This is a genomic window from Dyella subtropica, assembly GCF_026283965.1.
Classification (GTDB): Bacteria; Pseudomonadota; Gammaproteobacteria; order Xanthomonadales; family Rhodanobacteraceae; genus Dyella_D; species Dyella_D subtropica.
Genome location: NZ_JAPDPD010000002.1, coordinates 35,973 through 61,437 on the forward strand (window position 1 = coordinate 35,973; position 25,465 = coordinate 61,437).

The window sequence follows — 25,465 nt, forward strand, 5'->3', positions numbered from 1 at the left end:
TGTACAGACCTGGGCCGTGCGCTCGTGCGACGTGTTGCTTGCCGCGCGAGCATGTATGGCATCGCTTACTTTTTCTTGGCACGCGGGTCGCGGTATTCGTTGGGGGTGAACGCCCACATTCCGTCGTGCAGCGGCAGGTTCCTCACGCGTGTGCGAAATTGCAGGCGCAGGCCAAGCAGGCGAAAGATCATTTCGTCGCGCTTGGCCATGTGTCGCATCACCATGATGACCGGCGGTATCAACAGCAGGAACAGAAGGTGGAAGTACATCGCAAGCAACAGGCACCCACCCGCACCCAAGAAGAAGGGCACATAAGGCACGCCCATGAACATGGGCGGGCGGGTGCAACCGCGGAACAGCGCGTTCTTATGCATAGTGCTGGATGAACTGCACGGCGGAGTGCAGGTGGTCCATCAGCATGGTGGTATTGAGCGATGTGCCTCCACACTGGTTGCCGGTGTTGGAGCCACCGATGACCATTTTGGCGATCTGAGCGGCCGCGCCGATGAGTACGCCGCCAATAAGCGCTGGAGCGACGTCCGAGATTCGCTTGTGCGCGAAGGCGATCTGATAACCCGAGAAGATGATAGCGATGGTTACTACGACGATCGAGGCCACATTCAGTAGGTTGTTGATGGTGGTAAGAACGCTGCAGATGTTGGACTGAGCATCATCGGCTGAGGCGATTCCGGGAAGAATGATCACTGCCGTAACAGCCATGAGAACTGCACGGTTGAGCATCTTCTGGCGTTGAGCGGCCGTGCTGACGAAGGGCTTGATCTTGATTGTCATAGTGAGACTTCCTTTTGGGGTCGATTGGGATGGATGTGTCGGGCGTGGGACCGGTTGCGAGTTGCTCCCGTAACACCGACCTCGCTTACTGTTGCAGTTGTTTCAGTAGTCGCCGAAATGCTCCCGGCGGCGTGTCGATCGAAGAAACGATGTAGTCCGTGCGATAACGCCTCCTCTGTTCTTTCGGCGCATACCCGTGTCAGAAAACGAATGCGTCGTCACGTCCCTGAAGCCGTAGGTCGGCCTGGTCAAAGACGGGCTGGGATGGTTGATTGTTTTGCTTGGCAGTGACGACGCCGTCGTTCGGGCCACGCACCTGCGGCACGAAAACTTCGTTGGAAGGCGCGGTCGCTGCTATGGGCTGGTTATCCGGCGGCATCGGAGCCCCTATGGGGGGCGGTGCGGATACGGGCATTGCAACCGGGGCGCCGGATGGGATCGGTGCGCCTGGGTTGCGACTCTGCAGCAGGTTGCTGGCCAGTGTGGCGCCGAGGTCGTCGATGGCCGAACTGCGCATGTTGACTAGATACTGCTCCGCCGACGCGGGCTTGGGTGGCCTTGTCTGCGCTAGCTGAATCGGAATGGCGCGCGCCGCGATTGCCTGGTACGGCGATGCGCGGTTGATGGAGTCGTAGACCTTCTGCACGTAGCCGTCGTCATAGCCCTTGGAGAAGTTGCCCGAGTAGTAGCAGCTGAACGACTTGCCCCAGTCGCCGCCGGCCTGGGCATAGCACTGCGCAAGGATGCGCGTGCCGGCCGTGAGGTTGGGGCAGACGTCGAAAGCCTTCTCATAGGTTTCCAGGCCGTATTTGGCCAGGTTGTATCGATTGACCTGAGCGATACCGAGCGAGAAGTTGTAGCCCTGGCTTTCCAGCATGCGGGCGGTGGCCACGGCCTCGTCGAGGTTTTGCGGTTGCCTTTCGAGGTGGGCGCCCACGACGCCGATGGCGAAGGGGTTGTTGCCCGATTCCACGTGGACCACGTGCTGCATGACCTCGGCCGGTACGGCGAGGTTGGGGCAGGTTGCCATGTTGATTATTGCGGGCATCAAGGGCTCCTTTAACCGTCGCTGCCATTCACGTGGCGGCTTGGGTTGAAGTCGATACCGGTGATGTAGCGACGCCCGGCGTGGGCCTTGATGTGCACCACGATGTCGATGGTCATCATGAGCAGGCGCTTGATGGTGGAGAACTCCAGGCCCGAGCCTTCTGCAGATGCTTTGACCATCAAAGCAAGCTGATCCCAGGTCTGCTCGGTGCTGCCGGCGTGGCAACTGGTGATGGAGCCAGGGTGGCCTGACGCGCAATTGCGGATGAAGTAGAACGATTCGTCACCACGAAGCTCGGCCAGGATGATGCGATCGGGCTTCATGCGAAGGCAGGCCTCCATGCAGCTCTTGGCGGTGACGTTGCTGGCGCTCTGGCCGCCCTTGGAGTAGAGCAGGTGCACTACGTTGGGCTGATCGATGAAGAGCTCGCGGGCATCCTCGATCGTCACCAGCCGCTCGTTGGCCGGAATATGGTGCACCAGCGACTTCATGAAAGTCGTCTTGCCGCTACCCGTGGCACCGGACACTACGATGTTCTTCTTGTTGAGCACGGCCTGGCGGAAGAAATCCGCGTAGCGGCGCTCCGATCGCAGTTGCAACAATTGGCGATCCTGTTCGCTGATACCGGCGGCATCCTCGAGAATTTCGTTGAAGAAGCCATCTTCCTGATACTGGGCCAACGTCTTGGTCTGCTTGGACGGCAAGCGGATCGTGATCGAGATGCTTCCCGCTTCCACCGCAGGCGGTATGACGAACTGCGCACGCTGCCCGGTGGGGAACGTGAGGGATACCACCGGGTCGACGTCGGTGATGCGCTGGCCGGTGTTGCTCTCGTTCACCACCGCGGTACAGAACTGTCGTGCACGGTCAAAGGTGAGCGTCGGCAAATCCACCCGTTGCCAGCGCCCACCGGCTTCCAGATACAGCTCGCCAGGACGGTTGACGCAGATCTCCGTGACCTCGGGCGAGGCCATGAACTCCCGGATGCCCAGCACGGAGTACTGGTAATCCAGGAATTCGTTGGGGATATCGGCGATGGTGTCGTCAACCATGGGCTTGGATCTCTAAGATCAGTTACGGGCGAGCACGCCGGTGAAGTCCACGTCCTTGGCGACGTAGATGGTCACGACGGTGCCCTGGTTGATGGTGACCGTGGCCGGGCGGTTGGCGGCACGCCGCACAGCCTGGTCGGCAAGGTTTTGAATGGTTTGCGCCGTGTTGCTCTCGAACGGCTGCTGCACCACGGTGCCGTTGGCGCCAATGGTGCTGGCCTTGGGGCCATGCTCGGCGGCTTCATATTTAAAGGCGTCACTGAGCAAGCTGATCAACAAGGCGGAACTGATGCGACTGCCCCAGTGCGCGTTGTAATAGCCGGGATGCCCGGCGCCGCCAAGATTGTCGATGCCGGGGCTTGCCATGTTCACGTCGATGCCGGAGGGCGTGACGATGCGATCCCAGATCACGGCTACGCGGGGGCCATTCGGCTCCTGGCTGTATTGGCCGAGGACTTTGGAACCCTTGGGCAGCAACAGGTGCTTGCCGTTGAATGAATACACCGGCTCGGTAACGATGCAGGAGGTGAAGCCCGGGATGTCAGTGATGATGTGGGTTTCCAGCACGCAGCGGACATAGGTGCCCCGCAGCATGAGATTGTCCGGATGCGTGAGCGGCTGGGCGTTCGAGACGTCCGGCAGCTTATTCGCGTTGTTGTAGTTAGCGTTGGCCGGCATGCGGAACTGGTTGGTTCCATCATTCATGCCAGACATGCCAGGGAGGCCAGCCATGCCTGGCGGCATCCCGCCGTTGTTTGCTGGGCCGCGACCATAACCAGAACCGCCGCTATCGACGCCATTGCTGGCTGATCCGCCTTCGGCGGCAGCGATACGGCGATCTACCAGGCTTGGAACTCGGGGGGCGGGTCGGCCCGCCGGCTGAGGGTTGGACTTCGGCAGCGGCGGAGCCACCGGGATCGGCTGGGCCTGCTGCAGAACGACAGGCCGGGTCGGCGGTAGCGGCGGCGGCGCTTGCGGAGCGTCTGGCACGCTGACGGTTTCCTCTTTCTGTGCCTTGGGCTGTGTGTTGTTGCGCGAACTGGTGGAGAAGAACGCCCACAACACGCCGAAGACCAGCAGCGCCGCGAGCGTCCCCAGCATAAGGATGGCGTTGCGGTTCGCTCGGCGGGCGTCGTTCGATTTCAGCTGGGGCGCACCTGCATCGAGATCGGGCGCGGCCTGCTGTTGATATTGCGCGGCGTAAGGGTTGCTTGCGCCGCCCTGTTCGTGAGGCGGCACGCCCTGTCCTGGGCCGCCGTTACCGGGTTGTTGTGCTTCGTACTGGTTCATTTGGCGGTGTTCCTGCGCAAGCCCACAACGTTGTCGCCGTGACGAATGACCAAGTAGGGATACGTCCCATGGACAATGATCGTGTTGCCTTCCACGGTCGTGTTGATCACGGCGTCCTCGCCGTGCTCTTTCTCGCGCATGTAGACGGCAGGGAAGTTCCCGGTGGGGAACTTCGTCATATCGCTCAACTTGATGTAGGTGAACCGGCCATCGTCATACACATTGACGGGAACTAGCCATGGCGGTGTACGACTCCGCATTGCATAGTCGTAGTTGAAGTTGTAGGCGCGCCCACTGACCAGTGCGGTGCTGAGTTCAGGCGTTTCCGCGACCTTGGTGGCCTCGCTGGCGAAGGCCGTGTCCGCGGGATAATTGAAGGCGATCTTGTACTGCACGCCCTTGGTTCGCGCCTGGTCGAGGGTCCGCCAGTCGGTGGCTACCACCTTGAGCTCGAAGATGTAGGAGTGAGTGGCGGTGCGGATCATCAGATTGGTGTCCACATCCACGTTCTTCGGCTTGATGTAGAACACGTTGTCGCGACGGGATAGGTCCCAGCCGTTGCTGAAGCCGGTGCTGTAGTCCAGGATTTTTTCGTTGGGGCTGAGTTCGATCTGCGTCGTGATGCCCAGGCCGGTGCGTATCTGGTACACGCGGTCGGGCTGGTACTCGTATTGCTGTACGGCCTGGGCTGCCGCGCCGCGCGGAGCGGCGGCTGCCGCGAAGCACAGGGCAACGGTCAGGGCGAGTTGACTAGTCCGGTTCATTAGCGGCGCACTCCTTGCACATCATTTCGCGGCGCGGCAGTTGGTGCGCGCGTCGGCGCTGGCGGCGGCGTCTGCGCGGGCGCGGGCATGCCGTTTTCGGACATCGGTGGTCGCGGGGCTAGGTTCGACTGCAACACTTCGCCAGTGCCCGCTTCCGGCGGCGGTGCTGCTGCAGCGGGTTCGGTGGGTTGTGCAGAGGCCTCGTCATTGGATGGCTGAGGTGCGGCAGGATTTTCTTCCGGAGGCGTTGTGGCGTAGTCGCTATCCACGCGATAACTGGTGACCTGGAAGCCGAGTGGGTTCTCTATGCGGTACTTCTCGTCCATCTTGAGGTTCGGCTTATAGGTGAACTCCATCGTGGCGATCTTGCTGTCGAGCGGGCGGCTGCTACCGTTCAACTTGTCGTACAGGCTGCGCTGGAAGCGCACGGTCGCGCCCTTCGGGGCGGCATTGGGGCCGCCACCGATGAGCACGGTGCTGAGGATCTTCACGCGGATCGCGGTATTTCGGCCGTAGATCTTGTAGGGGTTGCTCGGATTGCTGGTCGAATAAAGGTCCGTATAAGCGGCAGCCACGCTGGGTGACGACATCGTCAGCACAACAGTCCAGTCGCGCAGGTTCATCATCGCCACGTCATAGGACTCACGTGCGAGGATGAAATGCGCAATGTTGCTGCGATTGATCGCTTCACTGGTGGTGATGCGGTTGTCGAGGAAGTCCTGATTGAGGCGTGCGACGGTGCTGGTGCCGGTATAGGCATCAGCCATGACGACGTAGGGGACTTTTTCCTTGAGCGGCAGCATGTAGAAATAGCCGCCGGCCAGGATGAGCGACATGGCGATGGCGCTGAAGGCAACCCACCAGGCACGGCGCTCGCTGCGCTTGGCGAGGTCCGCCACGGTGACCTCGTAGTTGACCGACTTGGCTACGGCCTCGTCGATTTTTTGACTGGAAGTTCGCTTGAACATCAGTGAAAGCCCGTTTCGGTGATCACAACGTGGATCCTTGTCGTCGTCATTTGGCGCTGGCTGGTGCTTCGGTCGCTGGCGTACCTGTTGTCGGCGCGCCTGCTGCTGATTCGGTCGGCTGAGGTGCTGCTTCGGCACGTACGGCGCTAGCCGAGCGCACCTGGATCTGACGATTGTCCGCAGTGACGAAAACATCCTGCGCTGCGTAGATCGAGTTCAGCTTCGTCGCAGCGTCTTGGATGTCCGTGGTCTGCAATTGAGACACGGGCTTGTAGAGCGTGAAATCAGACTGCAGCTGATAGGAAAGCTGCATGCCTGAATCCTTCGCCCATCGCGACAGCATGGTTTTGAGCGTGCCGTCCATCGGTGCGGCATAGAAGGTGTACGTCTTGGCCAGGGGGATTTCCGATGGTGCGTCCTGAAAGCGGTTCACCGGCTTCCAACGGCCGCCGAAGTCCTTGGCAGGAGGCGTTCCGCAACCTGCGAGCGCGAGAGTTGCAAGTAACGAAGTGCCCATCAGGGCCCGTTTGAAGAAATCCATTTTCACGTCATACCCGCAAGTTGTAGGGAAGCTTCAGAGATCGCGCAGGGTCAGCTGCGGACCTTTCGCGCATCCGCATGTTGGACACGCGAAGGGGCGCCCGCCGGACCCGGCGGCGTTGAGTCAGTACAAGAGAGGATGAAGTGCTGCAAAGCGCAGCAACGAACGTTCAAACGACCCAGGATGCGTGCTGGCGAAGCGCCCGCACGAACCTCTTTGTCGCGTCACGTTGATAGCGGGCAACTGTGGCGCCCGCGAAGCGAAAAATAGTGTCGATTCCATTCAGACTCCCTGTCTAGTCTGGCTTCTTGCTACCGGCCTTAACCTTCAGTCCGGTTCGTCGCATGCCCGAGATCGGGATGTATGCGCAGTCGTTGCGCAGTAAAGCGCACTTGATCCTCGAGGAGCCAGACCTCGAGCGTCAAATTGTGACGCAGTACGCTCAATTTTGCCAGGTTTGAGGTGCTCGGCTGGTTTGCTTTTCGTTTTAAACAATGTAGTGAAATCGCAACACATGGAGGCTTTCGAGCAATGAAGGAATATTCCTACACGTCATTGCGGCATTGCCCTACAGACTTATCTTGCGAGTCAGGCTAGCTCGAGTGCATCACGCCACCAGGTCATGTGCGTGTTTTCAACAGGGCTGGTGTAGCACCGGCATCGAAACGGCGAGGCGTTTTTGCATGTGGCGGATGCGAAGCCAGTCAGTAGCGCGTGATGTCGTTGCGCGCGATCAGAACCAAACCGGCACGCTGCAGTTCCTTGCGCGCACGCTGCTCGAACGCAGCACACTCCGCCCGCATCAGTTCGGGTTTGTCTGATCGCTGGAAACCGGTGGCGCTTGGCTTCAATGTGCTTCGAATGCCGCGCGCAACCATGTCATCTGCGCATGTTCTGCGGGGCCGTCATAGCACACGACATCGAAACGGCAGGGGCGCTGTGCGTGGTGTGGATGCGCGGCCAGCCACAATTCCGCAGCACGGATGAGTTTGACTTGCTTGCTGCTTGTTACGGAGTTGGCGGCGTCGCCATGATTGGCACGCAAGCGATGGCGTACTTCGACGAACACCACGGTGTCGCCGTGGCGCATCACTAAATCCAGTTCACCATGTCGAGTGGTGAAGTTGCGTGCGATCAGGGTCAGGCCCGCTCGCTGCAGCTCGTCGCAGGCGCGCTGTTCGAAAATCGCGCCTGCTGCACGCATCAGCCCTGGTTCGTCTGATCGTTGGAAACCGGTGGCGCTTGAGCCGGTGCGCTATCCATCTGCAGGCTGCCATTGAGCGGGTGAGCCAGGCCGTCTTCGAACTTGGCCCACACCAGCACGCGGCGCACGCGACCGAATTGATCGGCAGTGAGCTGCCCGCTGGCGCCCGGGAGATAGCTGCCCGCGTGGTCTCGCAGCCAGTCGATGTAGGGCACCAGGTTCCAGGCGTCCATGCCGAACGCGAACAGGCGCGCAGAGGTGCCGCGAGCTGCAGGCAGCTGCGAGGCGACATCGGCGTGGTTGGGTAGGCCGGGTTGGGCATCGAACAACCAGGGCGAGTCGCAAAACTCCACGCCGTCCAAGTCGTGGTTGGCGCCGGCTTCATCGACGCCGCCATAGATATGCGAAGTTCCGAACACTGGCAGATTCACGCGCGCCAGTTTGAGCTGGGGCAACAATAGGCGTGCCTGCTGTGGACGCATACTGATGAATACACCGGCATCGCTATCTGCGTTTGAGGCGTTGAGGCTGTTGATGATCGAGGCGTAGTTGACGCTGCTGCCGCTGAGGCTGGCTGAGCCGGCGACTTTGCCGCCACGCGCTTCCAGTTCGGCCTTGAAGGCGTTCGCGGCACGCTGACCGAAATCCTCGCCAGCCACGATCATGTAGGCGGTGCGCAAGCCGCGCTCGACCATATGGTCGGCGGCTTGCGCACCCTCGGTTTCCGGCAACAAGCCGAACTCGGCTACGCCATTAGCAGGCAGACTTTTGTCGTCAGGATGATTCAATGCCAGCAGTCGCGCGGGCAGCTGTGGCAGGCCGAATAGGGCGGAGACTTCGCCGCGCGTTAGCGGGCCGACCACCAGCTTGGCGCCATCGTTGACGGCCTGCTGGTACGCCTTGACTGCGCCGGCGGCCGTGCCTCCACTGTCGTATACGCGCACCAGTGGACGTGGGGCGTGGTTGCGTGAGGCGTCGGCGTAAGCGGCAAAAAAACCTTCGCGAATGGAGGCGCCGGCAGCGGCGTAATTGCCGCTGCCAGGTACAAGCAGGGCGATGCGTTCGGGCATGTTGTAGCCCTCGCGCACGTTGGCGTCCTGCCCGGGAATCATGGTGCCGACCTGCTGCTCCAGCGTGGGTTGTGGTCGCGCCACGGCTACGCCGAGTTGGCTCAGTGCTTCATTGACCCAGGGCAGCATGCGATCGCTTTGCTGCATGGCGGCCGCGCGCTGCTTGAGTGGGTCGGCGCCGAGCTTGGTGAGCTGGGCCAGGATCTGCTTGCGGTTCTGCGACTGATCCAGGCCACTAAGTTTGTCGTCCATCTCCACGCGGCTGCGGGCGGCGCCCCAGAGGTCGCCGCTGGCGTCCATGGCCTTGGCGCGCAGTTCCAGCAGACGGAGTCGCAGGCCTGCCGGCACAGCGACTTCAGGCTGCGTGGTGAGCTGCAGGGCGCGATGTGCGTCGTGCTGATTCAATGCGAGCTCGGCTTGCAGTAGGTCGAGCCTGACGGGTTCGTCACCCTCCAGCCTCTGGCGCTTGATGCCGGTAAGGAATGGAACGGCCTGATCGAGGCGGCCTTCCTGCCTGTAGGCCTCGGCAGCGCGCAGGCGGTAGTGATCGGCGTGTGCGGGCGCGGTTTGCGCCAGTGCCAGAAAAGCCTGTGCAGCCTGTTCGAACTTACCTTGTCGAGCCAGTATGCCGGCATCGTTTTCGGCGGAGATTTCGGCCGGCGAGCGCGCTACCTGGGGTGGTGCGCAGCCGCTGAGAGCCAGCGAAATCAGCAGGCCGATACCTGCGGCGCGAGTCAGGCGCATGAGACGTCCCTTGAATCTGTGGACACAATGAGCAGATGGGCGATCATAGCCGATCGTATCGCTGGCTCGTCGCCGAGGAACACCACGAATGTCACATGTTCAACCCGGTTGCCTATGGGTGGTCGCAACGCCTATCGGGCATCGCGACGACTTTTCCGCGCGCGCCGTCGAAACCTTGCGCTCCGTGACCGTGATCGCCTGCGAGGACACCCGGCACAGCCGGCCCTTGCTCATGCACTACAACATCGCCACGCCGCTGACTGCGCTACACGAGCACAACGAGCGCGAAGTGGTGGACGCCATCGTGCAGCGTTTGTTGCAGGGCGAATCGGTGGCCTTGATCTCCGACGCGGGCACGCCGCTGATCAGCGACCCGGGCTTTCGGCTGGTGAGAGCGGCGCGCGCTGCCGGCATACGGTGCGTGCCGGTACCGGGTGCATGCGCGGCTATTGCCGCCTTGTCGGTATCAGGCCTGCCCAGCGACCGCTTTGTGTTCGAGGGCTTTCTGCCGCCAAAGGCTGCCGCACGTCGTGCGCGCCTGCAGGAACTTGCGGGCGATTCGCGCACGTTGATCTTCTATGAGTCATCGCACCGCGTCGCCGAAAGCCTGGCAGATATGCGTGATGTGTTCGGCGCGGCACGCGAAGGTGTGCTCGCACGCGAGCTGACCAAATTGTTTGAAACCGTGCTGGGTGATCCGCTTGAGGCGCTTGCCGCACGGGTGGCGGCTGATCCCGATCAGCAGCGCGGCGAATGCGTCATCCTCATTCACGGTCGTGGCGAAGAAGTGGATGAGCGCGTGATCGAGGGGCAGCGCATCTTCGCCATCTTGCGCGACGAATTGCCTCCGGCGAAGGCGGCGAAACTGGCGGCGGCGATCAGTGGGGCGCCGCGCAAGGCGCTCTATTCAAGTCAGGAGTGAATGAGGGTGAAGTTCGTCTTTCACCTTCGCCGTACGACTCGGGTGCCCTTCCTATAGAATGTGCGGTGGAGTCGGCCGGACAGTCGCGTCGCGCGCAAGCGCATCGAGGAAAGTCCGGGCTCCATAGGGCAGAGTGCCAGGTAACTCCTGGGCGGCGTGAGCCGACGGCCAGTGCAACAGAAAGCAAACCGCCGAACGGCATCCTCGGATGCGCGTGGTAAGGGTGAAACGGTGCGGTAAGAGCGCACCGCGCGCGGGGCTAACGCCGCGTGGCACGGTAAACCCCACTCGGAGCAAGACCAAATAGGGGAACGATAACGCGGCCCGCGTTGTTCCCGGGTAGGTTGCTGGAGCCTGGCGGTGACGCCAGGCCGAGAGGAATGACTGTCGCGCCGCAAGGCGTACAGAACCCGGCTTATAGGCCGACTCCACCTCTTTCCCTCCGACGACACCCTTGGCGCGCGCAGACGTGCCGAGGGTGTCGCGTGAGATTTATCGAAAGGATTCGGTGCATGAACGGAGGTTCATGCGGCGCCTTCGTGGGCGCGGTTTGCGGGTGCTTTGTGATGCGTGGTGGCGCACAAAAAATCCCCAGCATTCAAGCACCTTCGAATGCTTCCTCAGAAAAGGCTGGAAATACTGCCACACCATTGCCTTTCTCATTGATTCACAAGCAAAAATCCCTTGACAGTCTCAAGGGGCGAGACTATCGTGGGTTCCCGTGTGAAATCGTGGGAATTAGTGGAGTCTTACGACCGTGTTCCAAGGCGAAACCGCCATCACCGTTGACGACAAAGGCCGCCTGGCCATCCCGACTGCATATCGGGAGCAGGTGGCTGGCGAGTGCGCCAATCGTCTGGTGATCACCTACAACCCCTTCGAGCCGGGCTGCCTTTGGCTGTTCCCGTACGCGGAGTGGGAGCAGGTGCGCGATCAGGTCAATGCGCTACCCAAGGTCAAGGCCGCCCATCGCGACATGCAGATGAAGCTGGTGGGTGCCGCGGCCATCGTCGAGCCGGATACCGCTGCGCGCATCCTGCTGCCGGCCAGTCAGCGCGCGGCGGCGGGTATCGAGAAGAAAGCGGTTCTGCTGGGTATGGGCAACAAGTTCGAGCTTTGGAGCGAACAGGCCCACCTCGCCAAGATCCGCCAGACCATCGGCGAAGACGACATCACCAATGAAATGGCAGACCTGCGTCTGTAACCGGCCACGGTAGCGGCGTAGAGAAAAGCAAAAAACGGAACGAGAGCGGGAGTGCGGCATGGCCGAGCAACAGTTGCGGCACATCCCGGTGATGCTGGGTGAAGCAGTGGAGGGTCTCGCCGTGCGGGCAGGCGGGCGTTATCTGGATGGCACCTTCGGACGCGGCGGTCATGCCCGCGAAGTGCTGTCGCGCCTCGGCCCGGATGGGCGTTTGCTGTTGATGGATCGCGACCCCACCGCCATCGCCACCGCACAGGCGGAATTCGCCGCCGATTCGCGCGTGTCGATCCGCCACGCCAATTTCTCCAGCCTCGCCGAGTGGGAAGAAACCGCGGCCGGCCTCGATGGCATCCTGCTCGACCTCGGCGTGTCCTCCCCGCAGCTGGACGAAGCCGCCCGTGGCTTCAGCTTCATGGCCGATGCGCCGCTGGACATGCGCATGGACACCACGCAGGGTGAGAGCGCGGCGGATTTTCTCGCTCACGCTGACGAGCGCGAGATCGCCGACGTGCTGTGGGCCTATGGCGAAGAACGTTTCAGCCGCAAGATCGCCCGCGCCATCGTGGAGCGCCGCGCGGAGCAGCCGATTACCCGTACCGGCGAGCTGGCGGCGCTGATCGAACGCGTAGTGGGTCGCCGCGAGCCGGGCAAGCATCCGGCCACGCGCAGCTTTCAGGCACTGCGTATCCGCGTGAACGGCGAGCTGGATTCGCTGAAGCAGGGACTCGAAGCCGCTTTGGAGCGCCTCAACGTCGGCGGCCGCCTCTCCATCATCAGCTTCCATTCGCTGGAAGACCGCGTGGTGAAGTTGTTCATCCGCGATCACTCGGGGCGCGTGCAGGGCAGCCGTCGTGGTCCGCCCGTGGTTGCGGCGCCGGCACGCCTGGCGGCGGTCGGCAAGGCGCAATTCCCGTCGGATGCCGAGCTGGCCACCAACCCGCGCGCGCGCTCGGCGGTCTTGCGTGTGGCGGAGAAACTCTCGTGAAGGCACTCGGCGTGGCCTTCCTGCTGATCCTGCTCGGCGCCATGCTGGCCAGCGCGATCGGTGTGGTGTGGACGCGCCATGAGAGCCGCGTGTTGTTCGTCGAGCTGACCCGGCTGCAAAACCAGCGTGACGAACTGAACATCGAATACGGCAAGCTCGAGCTGGAGCAAGCGACTTGGGCCGAGCCGCGCCGCGTGGACAGCGAGGCGCGCCAGAAGCTCGGCATGGTCAATCCCAAGCCGCAAGACATTCAGCTGGTGCGCCGATGACTGTGCGCCCCCGCTTCCCAGCCCAGTCACCCTCACGCCGCCGTGGTAATGGACCGAGTGCACGCCGCCGCATGGTGGTGGTCGCGGGCCTGCTGTCGCTGGCCTCGCTGGGTCTGGTAGCGCGCGCGTTCGACCTGCAGGTGGTGCGCAAGCAGTTCTATCAGAACCAAGGCGATGCCCGCTTCTTGCGCGAAGTGCCGATCGCGGTGTCGCGCGGCACCATCTTCGACCGCAATGGCGAACCGCTGGCCGTGTCCACGCCAGTGGTTTCGATCTGGGCCAATCCCTCCGAAGTGCTGGAGAACGAGGACAGCATTCCGAAGCTGGCCAAGGCTCTCGGTGCCAATCCCGACGAGATCAAGCAGTACTTGATGCAGCGCTCCGAGCGCGAGTTCGTCTACCTACGCCGCCAGATGAGCCCGGATGCAGCGCAGGTCGCGCTCGATCTGGGCATTCCTGGCGTCAATGGGCAGCGCGAGTTTCGCCGGTTCTATCCGTCAGGCCCGGTGATGGCGCACATCCTTGGGTTTACCAATATCGACGACCACGGCCAGGAAGGCCTGGAGCTGGCCTTCGACGAGTGGCTGGCCGGCAAGCCGGGCGCCAAGCGCGTGATTCGCGACCGCATGGGCCATGTGGTGGAAGACGTGGAGCAGGTGCGCGCGCCGCAGCCGGGCAAGAGCCTCACGCTGAGCATCGACCGTCGCATTCAGTTCCTTGCCTACAACGAGTTGAAGAACACCTTGGAGCAATCGCAAGCCGATTCCGGCTCGATGGTGATCATTGATACTCAAACCGGCGAGGTGCTGGCGATGGTCAGCCTGCCGACCTACAACCCCAACGCGTTGCGCAGCAGCACGCCAGATCAGCGGCGCAACCGTGCGATGACCGACGTGGTCGAGCCCGGCTCCACCATCAAGCCCATCGTGATGGCTGCGGCCTTGTCCAGTGGTAAGTTCACGCCGACCAGTCCGATGATCGACACGGGTAACGGACATTTCTATTACCTGGGCAAGGACATCCGCGACACGCATGCCAATGGCTGGCTTTCGCCGACCGGCATCATCGCCAAATCGAGCAATATTGGAGCGGCGAAGATCGCCATGTCGCTCGACACGACGCTGATGTACGACACCTATCGCGCGTTCGGTTTCGGCAACAGCACCAATAGCGGCTTCCCCGGCGAGGTCTCCGGTCTGCTTCAGCCTGAAAGAAAATGGGGCCTGCGCGGAAAGGCGATCATGGCCTATGGGTATGGTTTGAACGTGACCATGCTGCAGCTCGCGAATGCCTACGCGACGATTGCCGATGGCGGCGTGATGCACGCACCGACGTTCGTCAAGGGATTTGGTGGCGAGTCCAAGCAAATCATTGCGCCGCAAATCGCCGGCCAACTGGTGCAGATGTTGGTGGCCGTCACCCAGCCAGGCGGTACCGGCGCACCCTATGCGTGGATCGCCAACTACGCGGTAGCTGGCAAATCCGGTACTGCGCATAAGGCCACGGCTGGCGGCTACGCCAAGAACAGTTACAGCGCCGCTTTCGCGGGCATCGTCCCTGCCAGCAATCCGCGCATGGCAGCGGTGGTGGTGATCGACAATCCAAAGAAGGGCAGCTACTACGGCGCCTTGGTATCGGGCCCGGTGTTTTCGAAAGTGATGGATGGCGCATTACGCCTGCTCGATATCCCTCCGGACAATATCGGCCGCTGGTATGTCGGTGGTCCCATGCAAGGTCAGAACGGCCTGACCGGGAGCAAGCCTCCGGATGTCGTGCCGGTCGATGATGCACCGGTGGATGATTCACCGGGTGAGGAGGCGACGCCATGACCGCCCAGCGCCTCGATCAATTGCTGAAAGGTATCGCCGACACCTCGGGTGTCGGCGCCGACGTTATAGGGAGCATCGTTGTTTCGGGCTTGTCGCTCGATTCGCGCCAGGTGCGCGACGGTGATGCCTTTTTTGCCCTGCGCGGCACGCGCGGCCACGGCATCGAATTTGCCGCTGGCGCGGTGCAGCGCGGCGCACGCGTGGTGTTGGCCGAAGCGCCCGCCGCAGTAGTTCCCGCGCTGGATGTGCCGGTGCTGTGGATCGACGGCCTGTATGCGCAGGTCGGCGAAATCGCCTCGCGCTTCTTCGGTCGCCCGACGGAAGCCATGCGCGTGATCGGCGTTACTGGCACAAACGGCAAAACATCTACTGTGCAACTGCTGGCGCAGGCGCTGGAGCATCTGGGCCATCGCGCGGCAACTATCGGCACGCTGGGCGCGGGTTTGCATGGCCGGCTGGAAGAAGGCGAGCGCACCACGCCAGACGCGATCAGCGTGCAGAGCTTGTTCGCCTCGTTCCGCGAACAAGGCGCGAGCCGCGTGGCGATGGAGGTTTCCTCGCACGCGCTCGAACAGGGGCGCGTGGCCGCGGTGGCGTTCGAGGTGGCGGCGTTCACCAATCTCACCCGCGACCATCTCGACTATCACGGCAGCATGGAGGCCTATGGCGAAGCGAAGGCCAAGCTGTTCGCCTGGCCGGGTCTGAAGTCCGCAGTCATCAATATCGATGATGCCTTTGGCCGCGATCTGGTCGCCCGCATGCCGCAAGGTGTGAACACGTTGCGCATCAGCGCGACCGGTGATCACGACGCTGACATTACGGCGGCAGCCATTGCTACCTCGGCCGAAGGTCTGTCCTTCGTGCTGCGTACGCCCTGGGGTTCGTATCCGTTGCAGAGCCGTCTGCTCGGTCGCTTCAACGTCGAGAACCTGCTCACCGTGGTGGCTTGCCTCGGTGCGCTGGGTGAGCCGTTCGAGCGCATCGTCAGCGCTGTCGAAGCACTGCAGCCGGTCAGCGGACGCATGAACCGCCTCGGCGGTTTGCACGGGATGCCGCTGGTGGTCGTGGACTACGCGCATACGCCAGATGCGCTGGAGCAGTCGCTCTCTGTGTTGCGTGCGCATTGCGCGGGCCGGTTGATCTGCGTGTTCGGCTGCGGCGGTGAGCGCGATGCGGGCAAGCGCCCGTTGATGGGCGAGATCGCCGAGCGCTTGGCGGATATCGCCATTGTCACCGACGACAACCCGCGCGGCGAAGATGGCGATGCCATCGTCGCGCAGATTGTGGCTGGTCTGGCGCACCCGCAAGACGTGCTCGTAAAGCGCGATCGCGCGGAAGCGATTCACCAGGCCTTGAAGTTGGCTAAGACCGGCGATGTGGTGTTGATCGCCGGCAAGGGCCACGAAACCTATCAGGAAGGCGCCGCCGGCAAGCGGCCTTTCGACGATCTTGCAGTCGCTCGTGCAGCGCTGGAGGTGCATGCATGATGCGATTGACGACCATTGCCCTGTGGACTCGCGGACGCCTGATCGGCGACGACGTCGAGGTGACTGGCGTGAGCATCGATACGCGAAAGCTCGGTCGCGGCGATCTGTTCGTGGCGATCAAGGGCGAGCGTGTCGATGGCCATGATTACCTGGCCCAGGCCGCTGCAAGCGGTGCCGTGGCGGCCTTGGTCGAGCGCAAAATCGATGCGCCGATCGCGCAGATTGTGGTGAACGATACGCAGCTCGCGCTGGGCGATCTGGCCAGCGCGGTGCGTGCGCAGGGCAGCGTGCGGGTGGTCGGCATCACCGGCTCCAACGGCAAGACCACGGTAAAGACGCTGGCCGCGTCGATCCTGTCCCGTCATGGCCGCACCCATGTCAACGCCGGCAACTACAACAACGAACTGGGGCTGCCGCTGACCTTGCTGGCGATGCCGCAGGATGCCGACTATGCCGTGCTGGAAATGGGCGCTGGCAAGCCGGGCGATATCGCCTATCTGGCGGCCATTGCCCGGCCCGATATCGGCCTCGTCAACACCATTGCGCCGGCGCATCTTGAGCGAATGGGTAGCGTGGAAGGCGTGGCCGAGACCAAGGGCGCGCTGTACCAGGCGCTGCCGGTGGACGGTGTAGCGATCATCAATGGCGACGATGCATTCGCCAGCTTCTTTGCTGGCCTTGCGATGGGCCGCCGTCAGTTGCGCTTTGCGCTGGATCACAAAGCCGACATCGGTGCTGACATCCTTGAGCAGCGCGTGGACGGTTCGCGCTTCGTGCTCAGCACGCCCGTGGGCGATGCCGAAGTCTCCTTGCCGCTGGCGGGTCGCCACAATATCGCCAACGCCATGGCGGCCGCCGCGATTGCCATCGCACTGGACGTGCCGCTCGATACGATCGTCGAAGGTCTCGAGCAGGTACCTGGCGTAGCCGGTCGACTGAAGTATGAAGCCATGCCCAGCGGCTGGACCCTGATCGACGACAGCTACAACGCCAACCCCGGTTCGGTAAGCGCGGCCATTGACACACTGGCGCTGGCCGACGGTGAACGCTGGTTGGTGCTGGGTGACATGGCCGAGCTCGGTGCCAACGCGCGCACGCTACATGCCAGCGTAGGTGAGCGCGCCCGCCAGCGCGGCATCGACCGCTTGTTCGCGGTGGGCCCGTTGGGCGTGGCAACCGTCGAGGCATTCGGTACCCAGGGCGAGCACTACGCCGACAAGGCCGCGTTGATCGACTCTCTGAAGAAGCAGATGCACGGCGGCGTCACTTGCCTGATCAAGGGCTCGCGCTCGGCCGGGATGGAGCAGGTGGTCGCTGCACTCAAGAACAACCCACCGGTGGAGGGCGCATCCGATGCTGCTTGAACTCGCAGACTGGATGGCGCGGCACTTCACCGCCCTGCACCTGTTTCAGTACATCACCTTCCGCACCATCATGGCCGCGCTCACGGCGCTGTCCATGTCGCTGCTGCTCGGTCCCGTGTTGATCCGCAAGCTGGCCGCGCTCAAAGCCGGGCAGGTGGTGCGCAAGGATGGTCCGCAGACCCACTTGTCCAAGGCCGGTACGCCGACCATGGGCGGTGTGATGATCCTGCTCGCGGTGGCCATCGCCACCTTGCTGTGGGCGGATCTGCACAACCGCTATGTGTGGGTGGTGCTGGCGGTACTGATCAGCTTCGGCGTGATCGGCTTCTACGACGACTACAAGAAGCTGGTGCTGAAGGACAGTCGCGGTCTGGCTTCGCGCTGGAAGTATTTCTGGCAATCCGTGTTCGGTTTGATCGCCGCGCTGTTCCTCTATTTCACTGCGCCGACCACGCCGCCACCCTGCGCCAAACCCGTCGTTGCCATCGTGCAGCATGTGGAAACCACGGCGACGTCGCTAAGCAACCGCATCATCACCGAACCTGCCGCGGCTACGCCGGTATGTGCCAAGGAAGTGGCCGAGACGGCGCTGTTCGTGCCGCTGTTCAAGCAGGTGGTGGTCCCGCTCGGCTTGTTCTTCGTAGTGCTGACTTACTTCATGATCGTGGGCTTCTCGAACGCGGTGAATCTCACCGATGGCCTGGATGGTCTGGCGATCATGCCGACGGTGCTGGTGTCCGGCGCCCTGGGCGTGTTCGCCTACCTGGCCGGTAACCGTGTGTTCTCCGAATACCTCGGTATTCCCTCTATTCCCGGTGCGGGCGAGTTGGCGATCTTCTGCGGCGCACTATCCGGCGCGGGCCTGGGCTTCCTGTGGTTCAACACCTATCCGGCCCAGGTCTTCATGGGCGACGTCGGTGCGCTGGCGATCGGTGCTGCGCTGGCGGCCATCGCGGTGATCGTGAGGCAGGAGATCGTGCTGCTGATCATGGGCGGTGTGTTCGTGATGGAGACGGTCTCAGTGATGCTGCAGGTGGCGAGCTTCAAGCTCACTGGCAAGCGCATCTTCCGCATGGCGCCGATCCACCATCATTTCGAGTTGAAGGGCTGGCCCGAGCCTCGGGTGATCGTGCGTTTCTGGATCATCAGCGTCGTACTGGTGTTGATCGGCCTCGCCACGTTGAAGGTACGCTGATGCTCTTCGACACCACCCAGGCAAAACGGCGACAGGGACCGCGGGGCAGCTTCGATCTGCCGCTGCTGGTCGCGCTCGTCGGTCTGGCCTGCGTGGGTCTGGTGATGATTACCTCGAGTTCCATTGCGGTGGCGGACAGCCAGCACATGGGGCCGTTCTATTTCCTCAAACGACACCTGATATTCCTTACCATGGGAATGGTGCTGGCCGGCGTGGCGATGCGCACCGAGCTGAAACTGCTGGAGAAGAACGCCTTCCTGCTGATGATGCTGGCCTTCATCCTGTTGCTGGCGGTGTTCCTGCCGTTCTTCGGCATGCGCCTCAACGGCGCGCGGCGCTGGCTCAATCTGATGGTCACCAGCTTCCAGCCGGTGGAGGCAGTGAAGCTGATCCTGGTGGTGTACATCGCCAGCTATCTGGTGCGGCACCGCGAGAGCGTGGAAACGCGCTTCCTTGGCCTGCTCAAGCCCATCATGGTCGCCGGCATCATCGTGCTGTTGCTGCTGGCGCAGCCGGACTTCGGCTCGGCCACGCTGGTGATTGCGGTGACCATCGCGATGGTGTGGCTGGGTGGCGCGCGGCCGATCTTCCTGTTCGGCATGGGCCTGCCGCTGATGCCGCTGCTGGCCATCGCGGCGACCAGCGAAAGCTATCGCGTGAAGCGCCTCACTTCGTTCATGAACCCGTGGGAGCATCCGTTCACGGACGGCTTCCAGCTGACCCAGTCGCTGATGGCGATCGGTCGTGGCGAGTGGATGGGTGTGGGGCTCGGCTCCAGCGTATTGAAGTTGTCCTACCTGCCGGAAGCGCACACGGACTTCATTTTTGCCGTGATCTCTGAAGAACTCGGCCTGGCCGGCATCGTGCTGGTGATGAGCCTGTTCGCCCTGACGGTCGGGCGAGGCCTCTACATGGGCTTGAAGGGTGCGGAGGTGGGGCAGCGCTTCGCCGGTTACGTAGCCTTCGGTATCTCGCTGATGCTGGGCTTTCAGGCCATGGTGTCGATTGGCGTGAATCTTGGTGCGTTGCCGACCAAGGGCCTGACCCTGCCGTTGATCAGCTACGGCGGTTCGTCGATGGTGCTGACCTGCGCCATGGCGGGTGTGCTGTTGCGCGCTACCTACGAGATCAACCGCGCGTTGGATGCTCGCCATATGGCGACCCGCTCGCCTGCCGCCGCGGTACCTGATGCCAACGCTGCTGTCGCCACCGCGGCCGCGCGTGAGCACGAAATGGTGACCGCATGAGCGCGAACAAGGTGGCACCCGTGTTGATCATGGCCGGCGGTACCGGCGGCCATATCTTCCCCGGCCTGGCTGTGGCGGAAACGTTGCGCACGCAGGGTGTGCCGGTCGTGTGGCTGGGGGCCGTGGGTGGCATGGAAACCAAGGTGGTGCCGGGGCACGGCATCACTCTCAAAACGGTGCCGGTGGGTGGCTTGCGCGGCAAGGGCCTGAAGACGCGCTTGCTGGCGCCTTTGATGCTGGCGCGCGCGCTGTTCGCTTCGCTGCGGGTGATGCTGTCGGTAAGGCCGCGCAGCGTGCTGTCGATGGGCGGCTACGTGGCCGGCCCTGGTGGGGTGGCCGCGTGGCTGCTGCGCCGGCCGTTGCTGGTGCACGAGCAGAATCGTGTGGCGGGATACACCAATCGCAAGTTGGCCGTCCATGCGCAGCGCGTGCTGGCTGGCTTCAGCGATGTACTGCCGAATGCCGAGTGGGTGGGCAACCCCGTGCGCAGCGCGATCGCCTCCCTGCAGGTGCCGGCCGTACGCATGGCTGGGCGTCAGGGAAGTGGGCGCCTGTTGGTGCTTGGTGGCAGCCTGGGCGCACGTGCGCTCAACGTTTCGCTGCCGCAGGCGCTGGCTCAGCTGCCGGCCGCGCAGCGCCCTGAAGTGCTGCATCAGTGCGGTAGCCGTGGCATCGACGAAACGCGCGACGCCTACGCTAAGGCGGGGGTTGCGGCGCAGATCGTGCCCTTCATCGAGGACATGGCCGGTGCCTACGCCTGGGCTGACCTTACCGTTTGCCGGGCTGGCGCACTGACCCTGGCCGAACTCACTGCTGCCGGCCTCGGCGCGGTACTCGTGCCTTTCCCTTATGCGGTGGACGACCACCAGACCCGCAACGCCGAAGCCTTGGTGGCGGTTGGTGCGGCTGAAGTGATGCAGGAGTCTGCTCTGAAAGATGAACCATTGGATGTACAGCAACTCGCGCAGCGCCTGCACGCGCTGCTGGAAAATCGCCCGCGGATGCTCGCCATGGCCGAGGCGGCGCGCACGCTGGCCAAGCCGGATGCAGCTGCTGTGATCGCCCGTGCCTGCATGGAGGTGAATGCATGACGCCGCGTCGCTTGCTCTCACACGAAGATTTGATGGCCACGTTCCAGCGCGTGCACTTCATCGGCATCGGCGGCGTCGGCATGAGCGGCATCGCCGAGGTGCTGCATAACCTCGGCTACGCCGTCTCCGGTTCCGACAAGTCAAATTCGCTGATCGCGCAGCGCTTGCAGCGGCTGGGCGTTACCGTGCATGTCGGTCACGCCGCCGAACACATTGGCGACGCGGACGTGGTGGTGACTTCCAGCGCGATCCGCCAGGACAACCCGGAATTGGTCGCCGCGCGTGCCGCACGTATCCCGGTGGTGCCGCGCGCCGAGATGCTTGGCGAGCTGATGCGCTTCCGCCGAGGCATCGCCATTGCTGGCACGCATGGCAAGACCACCACCACTAGCCTTACCGCCAGTGTGCTGGCCGAAGCCAACTACGATCCGACCTTCGTCATCGGTGGGCAGCTCAACGCCGCCGGTGCGAATGCGCGGCTCGGCACCGGCCAGTATCTGGTCGCCGAAGCGGACGAGTCGGACGGCTCGTTCCTGATGCTGTCGCCAGTGATTGCCGCAGTCACCAATATCGACGCCGATCACCTGGAGAACTACCAGGGCGATTTCGCGCTGGTGAAGAAGGCCTTCGCCGATTTCCTGCATCGCCTGCCGTTCTACGGCCTGGCCGTGTTGTGCGTGGACGATGCGGAAGTGGCCGAACTGGCCAAGGCCACCACGCGCCGCGTGATGACCTACGGCATCGACGCGAATGACGCCGACGTGCGCGCGATCAACCTATCGCAGCGCGGCTTCGAAATGCATTTCGACCTGCTATTGCCGGGCCGTGCGAAAGCGTTGCCGGTGAAGCTCAACCTTCCGGGTCGGCATAACGTGCTCAACGCGCTGGCTGCGGCAGCTATCGGCTGGCAGCTGGGCGTGGAAGCGGAAGCGATCGCGCGCGCGCTGGAGCATTTCCAGGGCGTGGGCCGCCGCTTCCACCGTCGCGGCGAAATCGCACTCGATAAGGGCACCGCGCTGCTGGTCGACGACTATGGCCACCATCCGCGTGAGCTCGCCGCGGTATTTGCTGCAGCGCGCGGCGGCTGGCCGGAGCGACGACTGGTGGTGGGCTTTCAGCCGCATCGCTATAGCCGTACGCGCGATCTGCTGGACGACTTCGCCAATGTGCTGGCCGAAGCCGACGTTCTGGTCTTGACGGACGTCTATCCGGCCGGCGAGGCGCCGATTGCGGGCGCCGACGGTCGCGCGCTTGCTCGTGCGGTGCGCGCGCGCGGCAAAGTCGACCCGGTGCTGATCGATCACCCGCGTGAGTTCAAAGACACCCTGCCGGCGCTGTTGCGCGACGGCGACCTGTTGCTGCTGCTCGGGGCCGGCGATATCGGCTCGGCGGCGGTGGAGCTGGCCCTGGCCGGCCATTTGAAGACGAGCAAAGCATGAAGACCATTACCGATCCCGCACAGTTTGGCCGCGTCGCCGTCGTTTTGGGCGGAAGCTCGGCCGAGCGTGAGGTGTCACTGGATTCCGGCCGCAATGTGTTGGCGGCCTTGCAGGCGCGTGGCGTGGATGCGCATGCCATCGATGGCATCCCGGCGCTGCTCGACGCCGTGCGGGCAGGGCATTTCGCCCGCGTGTTCAACATTCTGCACGGCGGCGGCGGCGAAAACGGCGAGCTGCAAGGCGCGCTGCAGTCGTTGCGTGTGCCGTTCACCGGTTCGGGCGTGCTCGGTTCGGCGTTGTCGCTGGACAAGATCCGCGCCAAGCAAGTGTGGTTGTCGCTGGGTCTGCCGACGCCGCGCTTCAAGGCGCTGCCGCGCGGTGCCGATGTGCATGCCGCCGCGCGCGAGATCGGTTTTCCGTTGATTGTGAAACCCGCCTGGGAAGGTTCCAGTGTCGGTGTCACGCGGGTCTTCGATGAGAAGGATCTTGATGCTGCCGTGGCGTTGGCTCAGCGTTATCCCGGCGATCTGCTGATGGAAACGCTGATCGAAGGCGATGCCAGCGAAGGTGGCGAATTCACGGTCGGCATCCTCGGCCGCGAAGTGTTGCCGACCATCAAGATCGTGCCGAAGGGCGACTACTACGACTACAACGCCAAGTACATCGCCGAGGACACGCAGTACATCTGCCCCGGCTTGAACGGCGGCGCTGAGCAGGAGATGCGTCAGCTGGCGCTGACTGCATTCGATGCGCTGGCCTGCAGCGGCTGGGGTCGCGTCGATGTGATGCGCGACCGTCACGGCAAGAACTGGCTGCTGGAAGTCAACACCGCGCCGGGCATGACGTCGCACTCGTTGGTGCCGAAGGCCGCCAAGGCCGTGGGAATCGACTACGAGACGCTGTGCTGGCGCGTACTGGAATCGAGCTTCCAGGAGGGTTCGTGAGGGGAACCATCCGCCTCGTTGCCTGGTGTCTGGCCATCGCGTTGGTGGCACTGCCGATTGTCGGCGTGCTGCGCGGGTGGTTTGCGGCCAATCGTTGGCCTGTGACCCAGTTGACGGTGCAGGCCGAGTTCAAGCACGTGAGTGCGGATGACGTCCGTGCCGCCGTGCTGCCGCGTCTCGGCAAGGGTTTCTTCGCGCTCGATCTGGATGCCGTGCAAAAGGCCGTCGCCGCGTTGCCATGGGTGGAATCGGTCGAGGCGCGCAAGCGCTGGCCCGACATGCTGCTGCTGCGCATCTATGAGCGCCAGCCGTTTGCGCGCTGGAACGACAAGCAATTGATCAGCCGCCAGGGCCTGGTGTTCGACGCGCCGCAAGCCGATGCCAACGAGAACCTGCCCAGCTTGCATGGTCCCGACGCGCGTTTGGCCGAGGTGGTGAGTTTCTACGCCGAAACGCAGAAGGCATTCGGCGGCACGCACGTGGGCATTGCCGGCGTGTCGCTGTCGGAGCGCGGCAGCTGGAGTCTGACCACGTCGACCGGCGCGCAGATCGTACTCGGCGATCGGGACCAGGCAGGAAGGCGTTTGCGTCGCTTCCTTGATGTCTATCCCCAATTGATGGCAGGCCGCACCGATGGTTTCGCCTATGCCGATCTTCGCTACACCAACGGATTTGCCGTGCGATGGCCGCAGTCGCAAGCACCGGCCGCCGTCACTACCAGAGGCACGCCCCGCACATGAAAACCCGTAACGACAAGCAGCTGGTCGTTGGCCTGGATATCGGCACCTCCAAGGTGGTGGCCATTGTGGGCGAGTACGAACCGGGCGAGCCGATCGAGGTGATCGGCATCGGCACCCACGTGTCGCGCGGTCTCAAGCGTGGCTCGGTGGTGGATATCGAATCGACCGTGCACTCGATTCAGCGCGCGGTGGAAGAGGCCGAGCTGATGGCGGGCTGCGATATTCGCTCCGTCTATGCCTCGATCTCCGGCAGCCACCTGGAGACTAAGAACTCGCACGGCACGGCGCCGATCCGTGATCGCGAAGTGACGCCGGGCGATCTGGACCAGGTGCTGGAGGCCGCCAGCGCGGTGGCGATCCCGGCTGACCGCAAGGTTCTTTATAAGGAGTCGCAGGAGTACCGCATCGACGGTCAGGACGGTATCCGTTCGCCGGTCGGCATGAGCGGTGTGCGTCTGGAGGCCAGCGTGCATCTGGTGACAGGCGCGGCGGCTGCGGTGCAGAACATCAGCAAGTGCATCCAGCGCTGCGGGCTCACGGTGGATGAACTGGTGCCTTCCTCGGTGGCCAGTGCGAAATCAGTGCTGACCGATGACGAGCGCGAGCTGGGCGTGTGCCTGGTCGATATAGGCGCTGGCACCACCGACATCGCTATCTACACCCAGGGTTCGATCCGCTATACCAAGTCGCTGCCGGTGGGTGGCGATCAGGTCACCAACGATATTGCCTACGGCGTGCATACGCCGACCGCACATGCGGAGGAGATCAAGATCAAGTACGCCTGCGCGCTGGCGCAGCTTGCTCACGCGGAAGAAACCATTCAGGTGCCCAGCGTCGGCGATCGACCGCCGCGTCGCCTGGCCCGCCAGTCGCTCGCGCAGAGCGTGCAGGCGCGCTACGAGGAAATTTTCGAAATGGTGCAGGACGAACTGCGCCGCTCCGGCTACGAGAGTTTGGTAGCGGCGGGCGTTGTGCTCACCGGTGGCGCCTCGCGCATGGAAGGTGCGCTGGAGCTGGCTGAAGAGATTTTCCACAAGATGGTGCGCATCGGCGTGCCGCAGCACGTGAGCGGTCTCGGCGAAGTCGTCGCCACTCCCCTGCATTCCACCGGCGTGGGCCTGCTGCTGCATGGCGCGCGTTCGGGTGGCATGCGCTCGGGCGGTACGGGCGGTGGCAGCGTCGGTGGGCTGGTCGAGAAGCTGCGCGGCTGGTTGGCCAAGAATTTCTGAGCGGATAAGGGCGTAGCTCTTTCCGACTGACGACTACGAGTGGCGCA

The 25,465-nt window shown here is 63.1% G+C and carries 25 protein-coding genes and 1 other RNA gene; 15 read left to right on the forward strand and 11 right to left on the reverse strand.

Translation table 11 applies throughout. The features are described 5' to 3' along the window. Window positions 1-65: 65 nt before the first annotated feature. The 11 genes from OUZ45_RS02665 to OUZ45_RS02715 form a co-directional block, all read right to left on the reverse strand. Window positions 66-374 (reverse strand): VirB3 family type IV secretion system protein, encoded by a 309-nt coding sequence (locus tag OUZ45_RS02665; RefSeq protein WP_266168373.1) that lies wholly within the window; start codon window positions 372-374, stop codon window positions 66-68. Beyond that, window positions 367-792: a TrbC/VirB2 family protein gene (locus OUZ45_RS02670; RefSeq protein WP_266168374.1), complete on the reverse strand. Its 426-nt coding sequence runs from the start codon at window positions 790-792 to the stop codon at window positions 367-369. The genes OUZ45_RS02665 and OUZ45_RS02670 overlap by 8 nt, the downstream gene beginning before the upstream one ends. Window positions 793-991: 199 nt before the next feature. Next, the gene (locus OUZ45_RS02675) at window positions 992-1,840 is read right to left on the reverse strand and encodes a lytic transglycosylase domain-containing protein (protein ID WP_425601662.1); all 849 of its coding nucleotides are present in this window, start codon (window positions 1,838-1,840) and stop codon (window positions 992-994) included. Window positions 1,841-1,851: 11 nt separating this feature from the next. Then, window positions 1,852-2,892, reverse strand: coding sequence for a P-type DNA transfer ATPase VirB11 (virB11, locus tag OUZ45_RS02680; RefSeq protein ID WP_266168376.1), 1,041 nt, complete (start codon window positions 2,890-2,892; stop codon window positions 1,852-1,854). 18 nt (window positions 2,893-2,910) lie between these two features. Further along, entirely contained in the window at window positions 2,911-4,182 is a 1,272-nt protein-coding gene (locus OUZ45_RS02685; RefSeq protein ID WP_266168377.1) for a TrbI/VirB10 family protein, read from the reverse strand. Further along, window positions 4,179-4,946 carry a TrbG/VirB9 family P-type conjugative transfer protein gene (locus OUZ45_RS02690; protein ID WP_266168378.1) on the reverse strand — a complete coding sequence of 256 codons (768 nt, stop codon included), beginning with the start codon at window positions 4,944-4,946 and terminating at the stop codon, window positions 4,179-4,181. Before OUZ45_RS02690 ends, OUZ45_RS02685 begins: the two co-directional genes overlap by 4 nt. After that, the gene (locus OUZ45_RS02695) at window positions 4,946-5,914 is read right to left on the reverse strand and encodes a VirB8 family type IV secretion system protein (protein ID WP_266168379.1); all 969 of its coding nucleotides are present in this window, start codon (window positions 5,912-5,914) and stop codon (window positions 4,946-4,948) included. Before OUZ45_RS02695 ends, OUZ45_RS02690 begins: the two co-directional genes overlap by 1 nt. A 46-nt stretch (window positions 5,915-5,960) precedes the next feature. Further along, window positions 5,961-6,455 (reverse strand): hypothetical protein, encoded by a 495-nt coding sequence (locus OUZ45_RS02700; RefSeq protein ID WP_266168380.1) that lies wholly within the window; start codon window positions 6,453-6,455, stop codon window positions 5,961-5,963. A gap of 704 nt (window positions 6,456-7,159) precedes the next feature. Beyond that, window positions 7,160-7,306 (reverse strand): PDDEXK family nuclease, encoded by a 147-nt coding sequence (locus OUZ45_RS02705; protein WP_266168381.1) that lies wholly within the window; start codon window positions 7,304-7,306, stop codon window positions 7,160-7,162. Then, window positions 7,303-7,659, reverse strand: coding sequence for a YraN family protein (locus OUZ45_RS02710; RefSeq protein ID WP_266168382.1), 357 nt, complete (start codon window positions 7,657-7,659; stop codon window positions 7,303-7,305). Before OUZ45_RS02710 ends, OUZ45_RS02705 begins: the two co-directional genes overlap by 4 nt. Then, window positions 7,659-9,473, reverse strand: coding sequence for a penicillin-binding protein activator (locus tag OUZ45_RS02715; RefSeq protein WP_266168383.1), 1,815 nt, complete (start codon window positions 9,471-9,473; stop codon window positions 7,659-7,661). The genes OUZ45_RS02710 and OUZ45_RS02715 overlap by 1 nt, the downstream gene beginning before the upstream one ends. A gap of 88 nt (window positions 9,474-9,561) precedes the next feature. Between OUZ45_RS02715 and rsmI the strand changes: the two genes are divergently transcribed. From rsmI to ftsA, 15 genes are all read left to right on the forward strand, one after another. After that, window positions 9,562-10,395, forward strand: coding sequence for a 16S rRNA (cytidine(1402)-2'-O)-methyltransferase (gene rsmI / locus OUZ45_RS02720; RefSeq protein ID WP_266168384.1), 834 nt, complete (start codon window positions 9,562-9,564; stop codon window positions 10,393-10,395). Window positions 10,396-10,462: 67 nt separating this feature from the next. After that, window positions 10,463-10,829, forward strand: an RNA gene (rnpB, locus tag OUZ45_RS02725) — RNase P RNA component class A. 323 nt (window positions 10,830-11,152) lie between these two features. Then, window positions 11,153-11,599, forward strand: a complete 447-nt coding sequence (mraZ, locus tag OUZ45_RS02730) for a division/cell wall cluster transcriptional repressor MraZ (protein WP_266168385.1) — start codon at window positions 11,153-11,155, stop codon at window positions 11,597-11,599. 58 nt (window positions 11,600-11,657) lie between these two features. Next, window positions 11,658-12,584 carry a 16S rRNA (cytosine(1402)-N(4))-methyltransferase RsmH gene (gene rsmH / locus OUZ45_RS02735; protein WP_266168386.1) on the forward strand — a complete coding sequence of 309 codons (927 nt, stop codon included), beginning with the start codon at window positions 11,658-11,660 and terminating at the stop codon, window positions 12,582-12,584. Window positions 12,585-12,625: 41 nt separating this feature from the next. Then, the gene (ftsL, locus tag OUZ45_RS02740) at window positions 12,626-12,853 is read left to right on the forward strand and encodes a cell division protein FtsL (protein ID WP_425601666.1); all 228 of its coding nucleotides are present in this window, start codon (window positions 12,626-12,628) and stop codon (window positions 12,851-12,853) included. Next, window positions 12,850-14,682 (forward strand): peptidoglycan D,D-transpeptidase FtsI family protein, encoded by a 1,833-nt coding sequence (locus tag OUZ45_RS02745; RefSeq protein ID WP_266168388.1) that lies wholly within the window; start codon window positions 12,850-12,852, stop codon window positions 14,680-14,682. Before ftsL ends, OUZ45_RS02745 begins: the two co-directional genes overlap by 4 nt. After that, entirely contained in the window at window positions 14,679-16,169 is a 1,491-nt protein-coding gene (locus OUZ45_RS02750; RefSeq protein WP_266168389.1) for a UDP-N-acetylmuramoyl-L-alanyl-D-glutamate--2,6-diaminopimelate ligase, read from the forward strand. The genes OUZ45_RS02745 and OUZ45_RS02750 overlap by 4 nt, the downstream gene beginning before the upstream one ends. Beyond that, a complete protein-coding gene (locus OUZ45_RS02755) occupies window positions 16,166-17,533 on the forward strand; it encodes a UDP-N-acetylmuramoyl-tripeptide--D-alanyl-D-alanine ligase (protein WP_266168390.1) in 1,368 nt (455 codons plus the stop codon). The genes OUZ45_RS02750 and OUZ45_RS02755 overlap by 4 nt, the downstream gene beginning before the upstream one ends. Continuing rightward, the gene (gene mraY / locus OUZ45_RS02760; RefSeq protein WP_266168391.1) at window positions 17,523-18,728 is read left to right on the forward strand and encodes a phospho-N-acetylmuramoyl-pentapeptide-transferase; all 1,206 of its coding nucleotides are present in this window, start codon (window positions 17,523-17,525) and stop codon (window positions 18,726-18,728) included. The genes OUZ45_RS02755 and mraY overlap by 11 nt, the downstream gene beginning before the upstream one ends. After that, window positions 18,728-19,975 carry a putative lipid II flippase FtsW gene (ftsW, locus tag OUZ45_RS02765; RefSeq protein ID WP_266168392.1) on the forward strand — a complete coding sequence of 416 codons (1,248 nt, stop codon included), beginning with the start codon at window positions 18,728-18,730 and terminating at the stop codon, window positions 19,973-19,975. Before mraY ends, ftsW begins: the two co-directional genes overlap by 1 nt. Further along, entirely contained in the window at window positions 19,972-21,066 is a 1,095-nt protein-coding gene (murG, locus tag OUZ45_RS02770; protein WP_266168393.1) for an undecaprenyldiphospho-muramoylpentapeptide beta-N-acetylglucosaminyltransferase, read from the forward strand. Before ftsW ends, murG begins: the two co-directional genes overlap by 4 nt. After that, on the forward strand, window positions 21,063-22,505 hold the full coding sequence (murC, locus tag OUZ45_RS02775) for a UDP-N-acetylmuramate--L-alanine ligase (protein WP_266168394.1): 1,443 nt from the start codon (window positions 21,063-21,065) through the stop codon (window positions 22,503-22,505). Before murG ends, murC begins: the two co-directional genes overlap by 4 nt. Then, the gene (locus OUZ45_RS02780) at window positions 22,502-23,449 is read left to right on the forward strand and encodes a D-alanine--D-alanine ligase (protein ID WP_266168395.1); all 948 of its coding nucleotides are present in this window, start codon (window positions 22,502-22,504) and stop codon (window positions 23,447-23,449) included. The genes murC and OUZ45_RS02780 overlap by 4 nt, the downstream gene beginning before the upstream one ends. Next, window positions 23,446-24,189: a cell division protein FtsQ/DivIB gene (locus tag OUZ45_RS02785; RefSeq protein WP_266168396.1), complete on the forward strand. Its 744-nt coding sequence runs from the start codon at window positions 23,446-23,448 to the stop codon at window positions 24,187-24,189. Before OUZ45_RS02780 ends, OUZ45_RS02785 begins: the two co-directional genes overlap by 4 nt. Then, on the forward strand, window positions 24,186-25,418 hold the full coding sequence (gene ftsA / locus OUZ45_RS02790; RefSeq protein WP_266168397.1) for a cell division protein FtsA: 1,233 nt from the start codon (window positions 24,186-24,188) through the stop codon (window positions 25,416-25,418). Before OUZ45_RS02785 ends, ftsA begins: the two co-directional genes overlap by 4 nt. Window positions 25,419-25,465 lie beyond the last annotated feature (47 nt).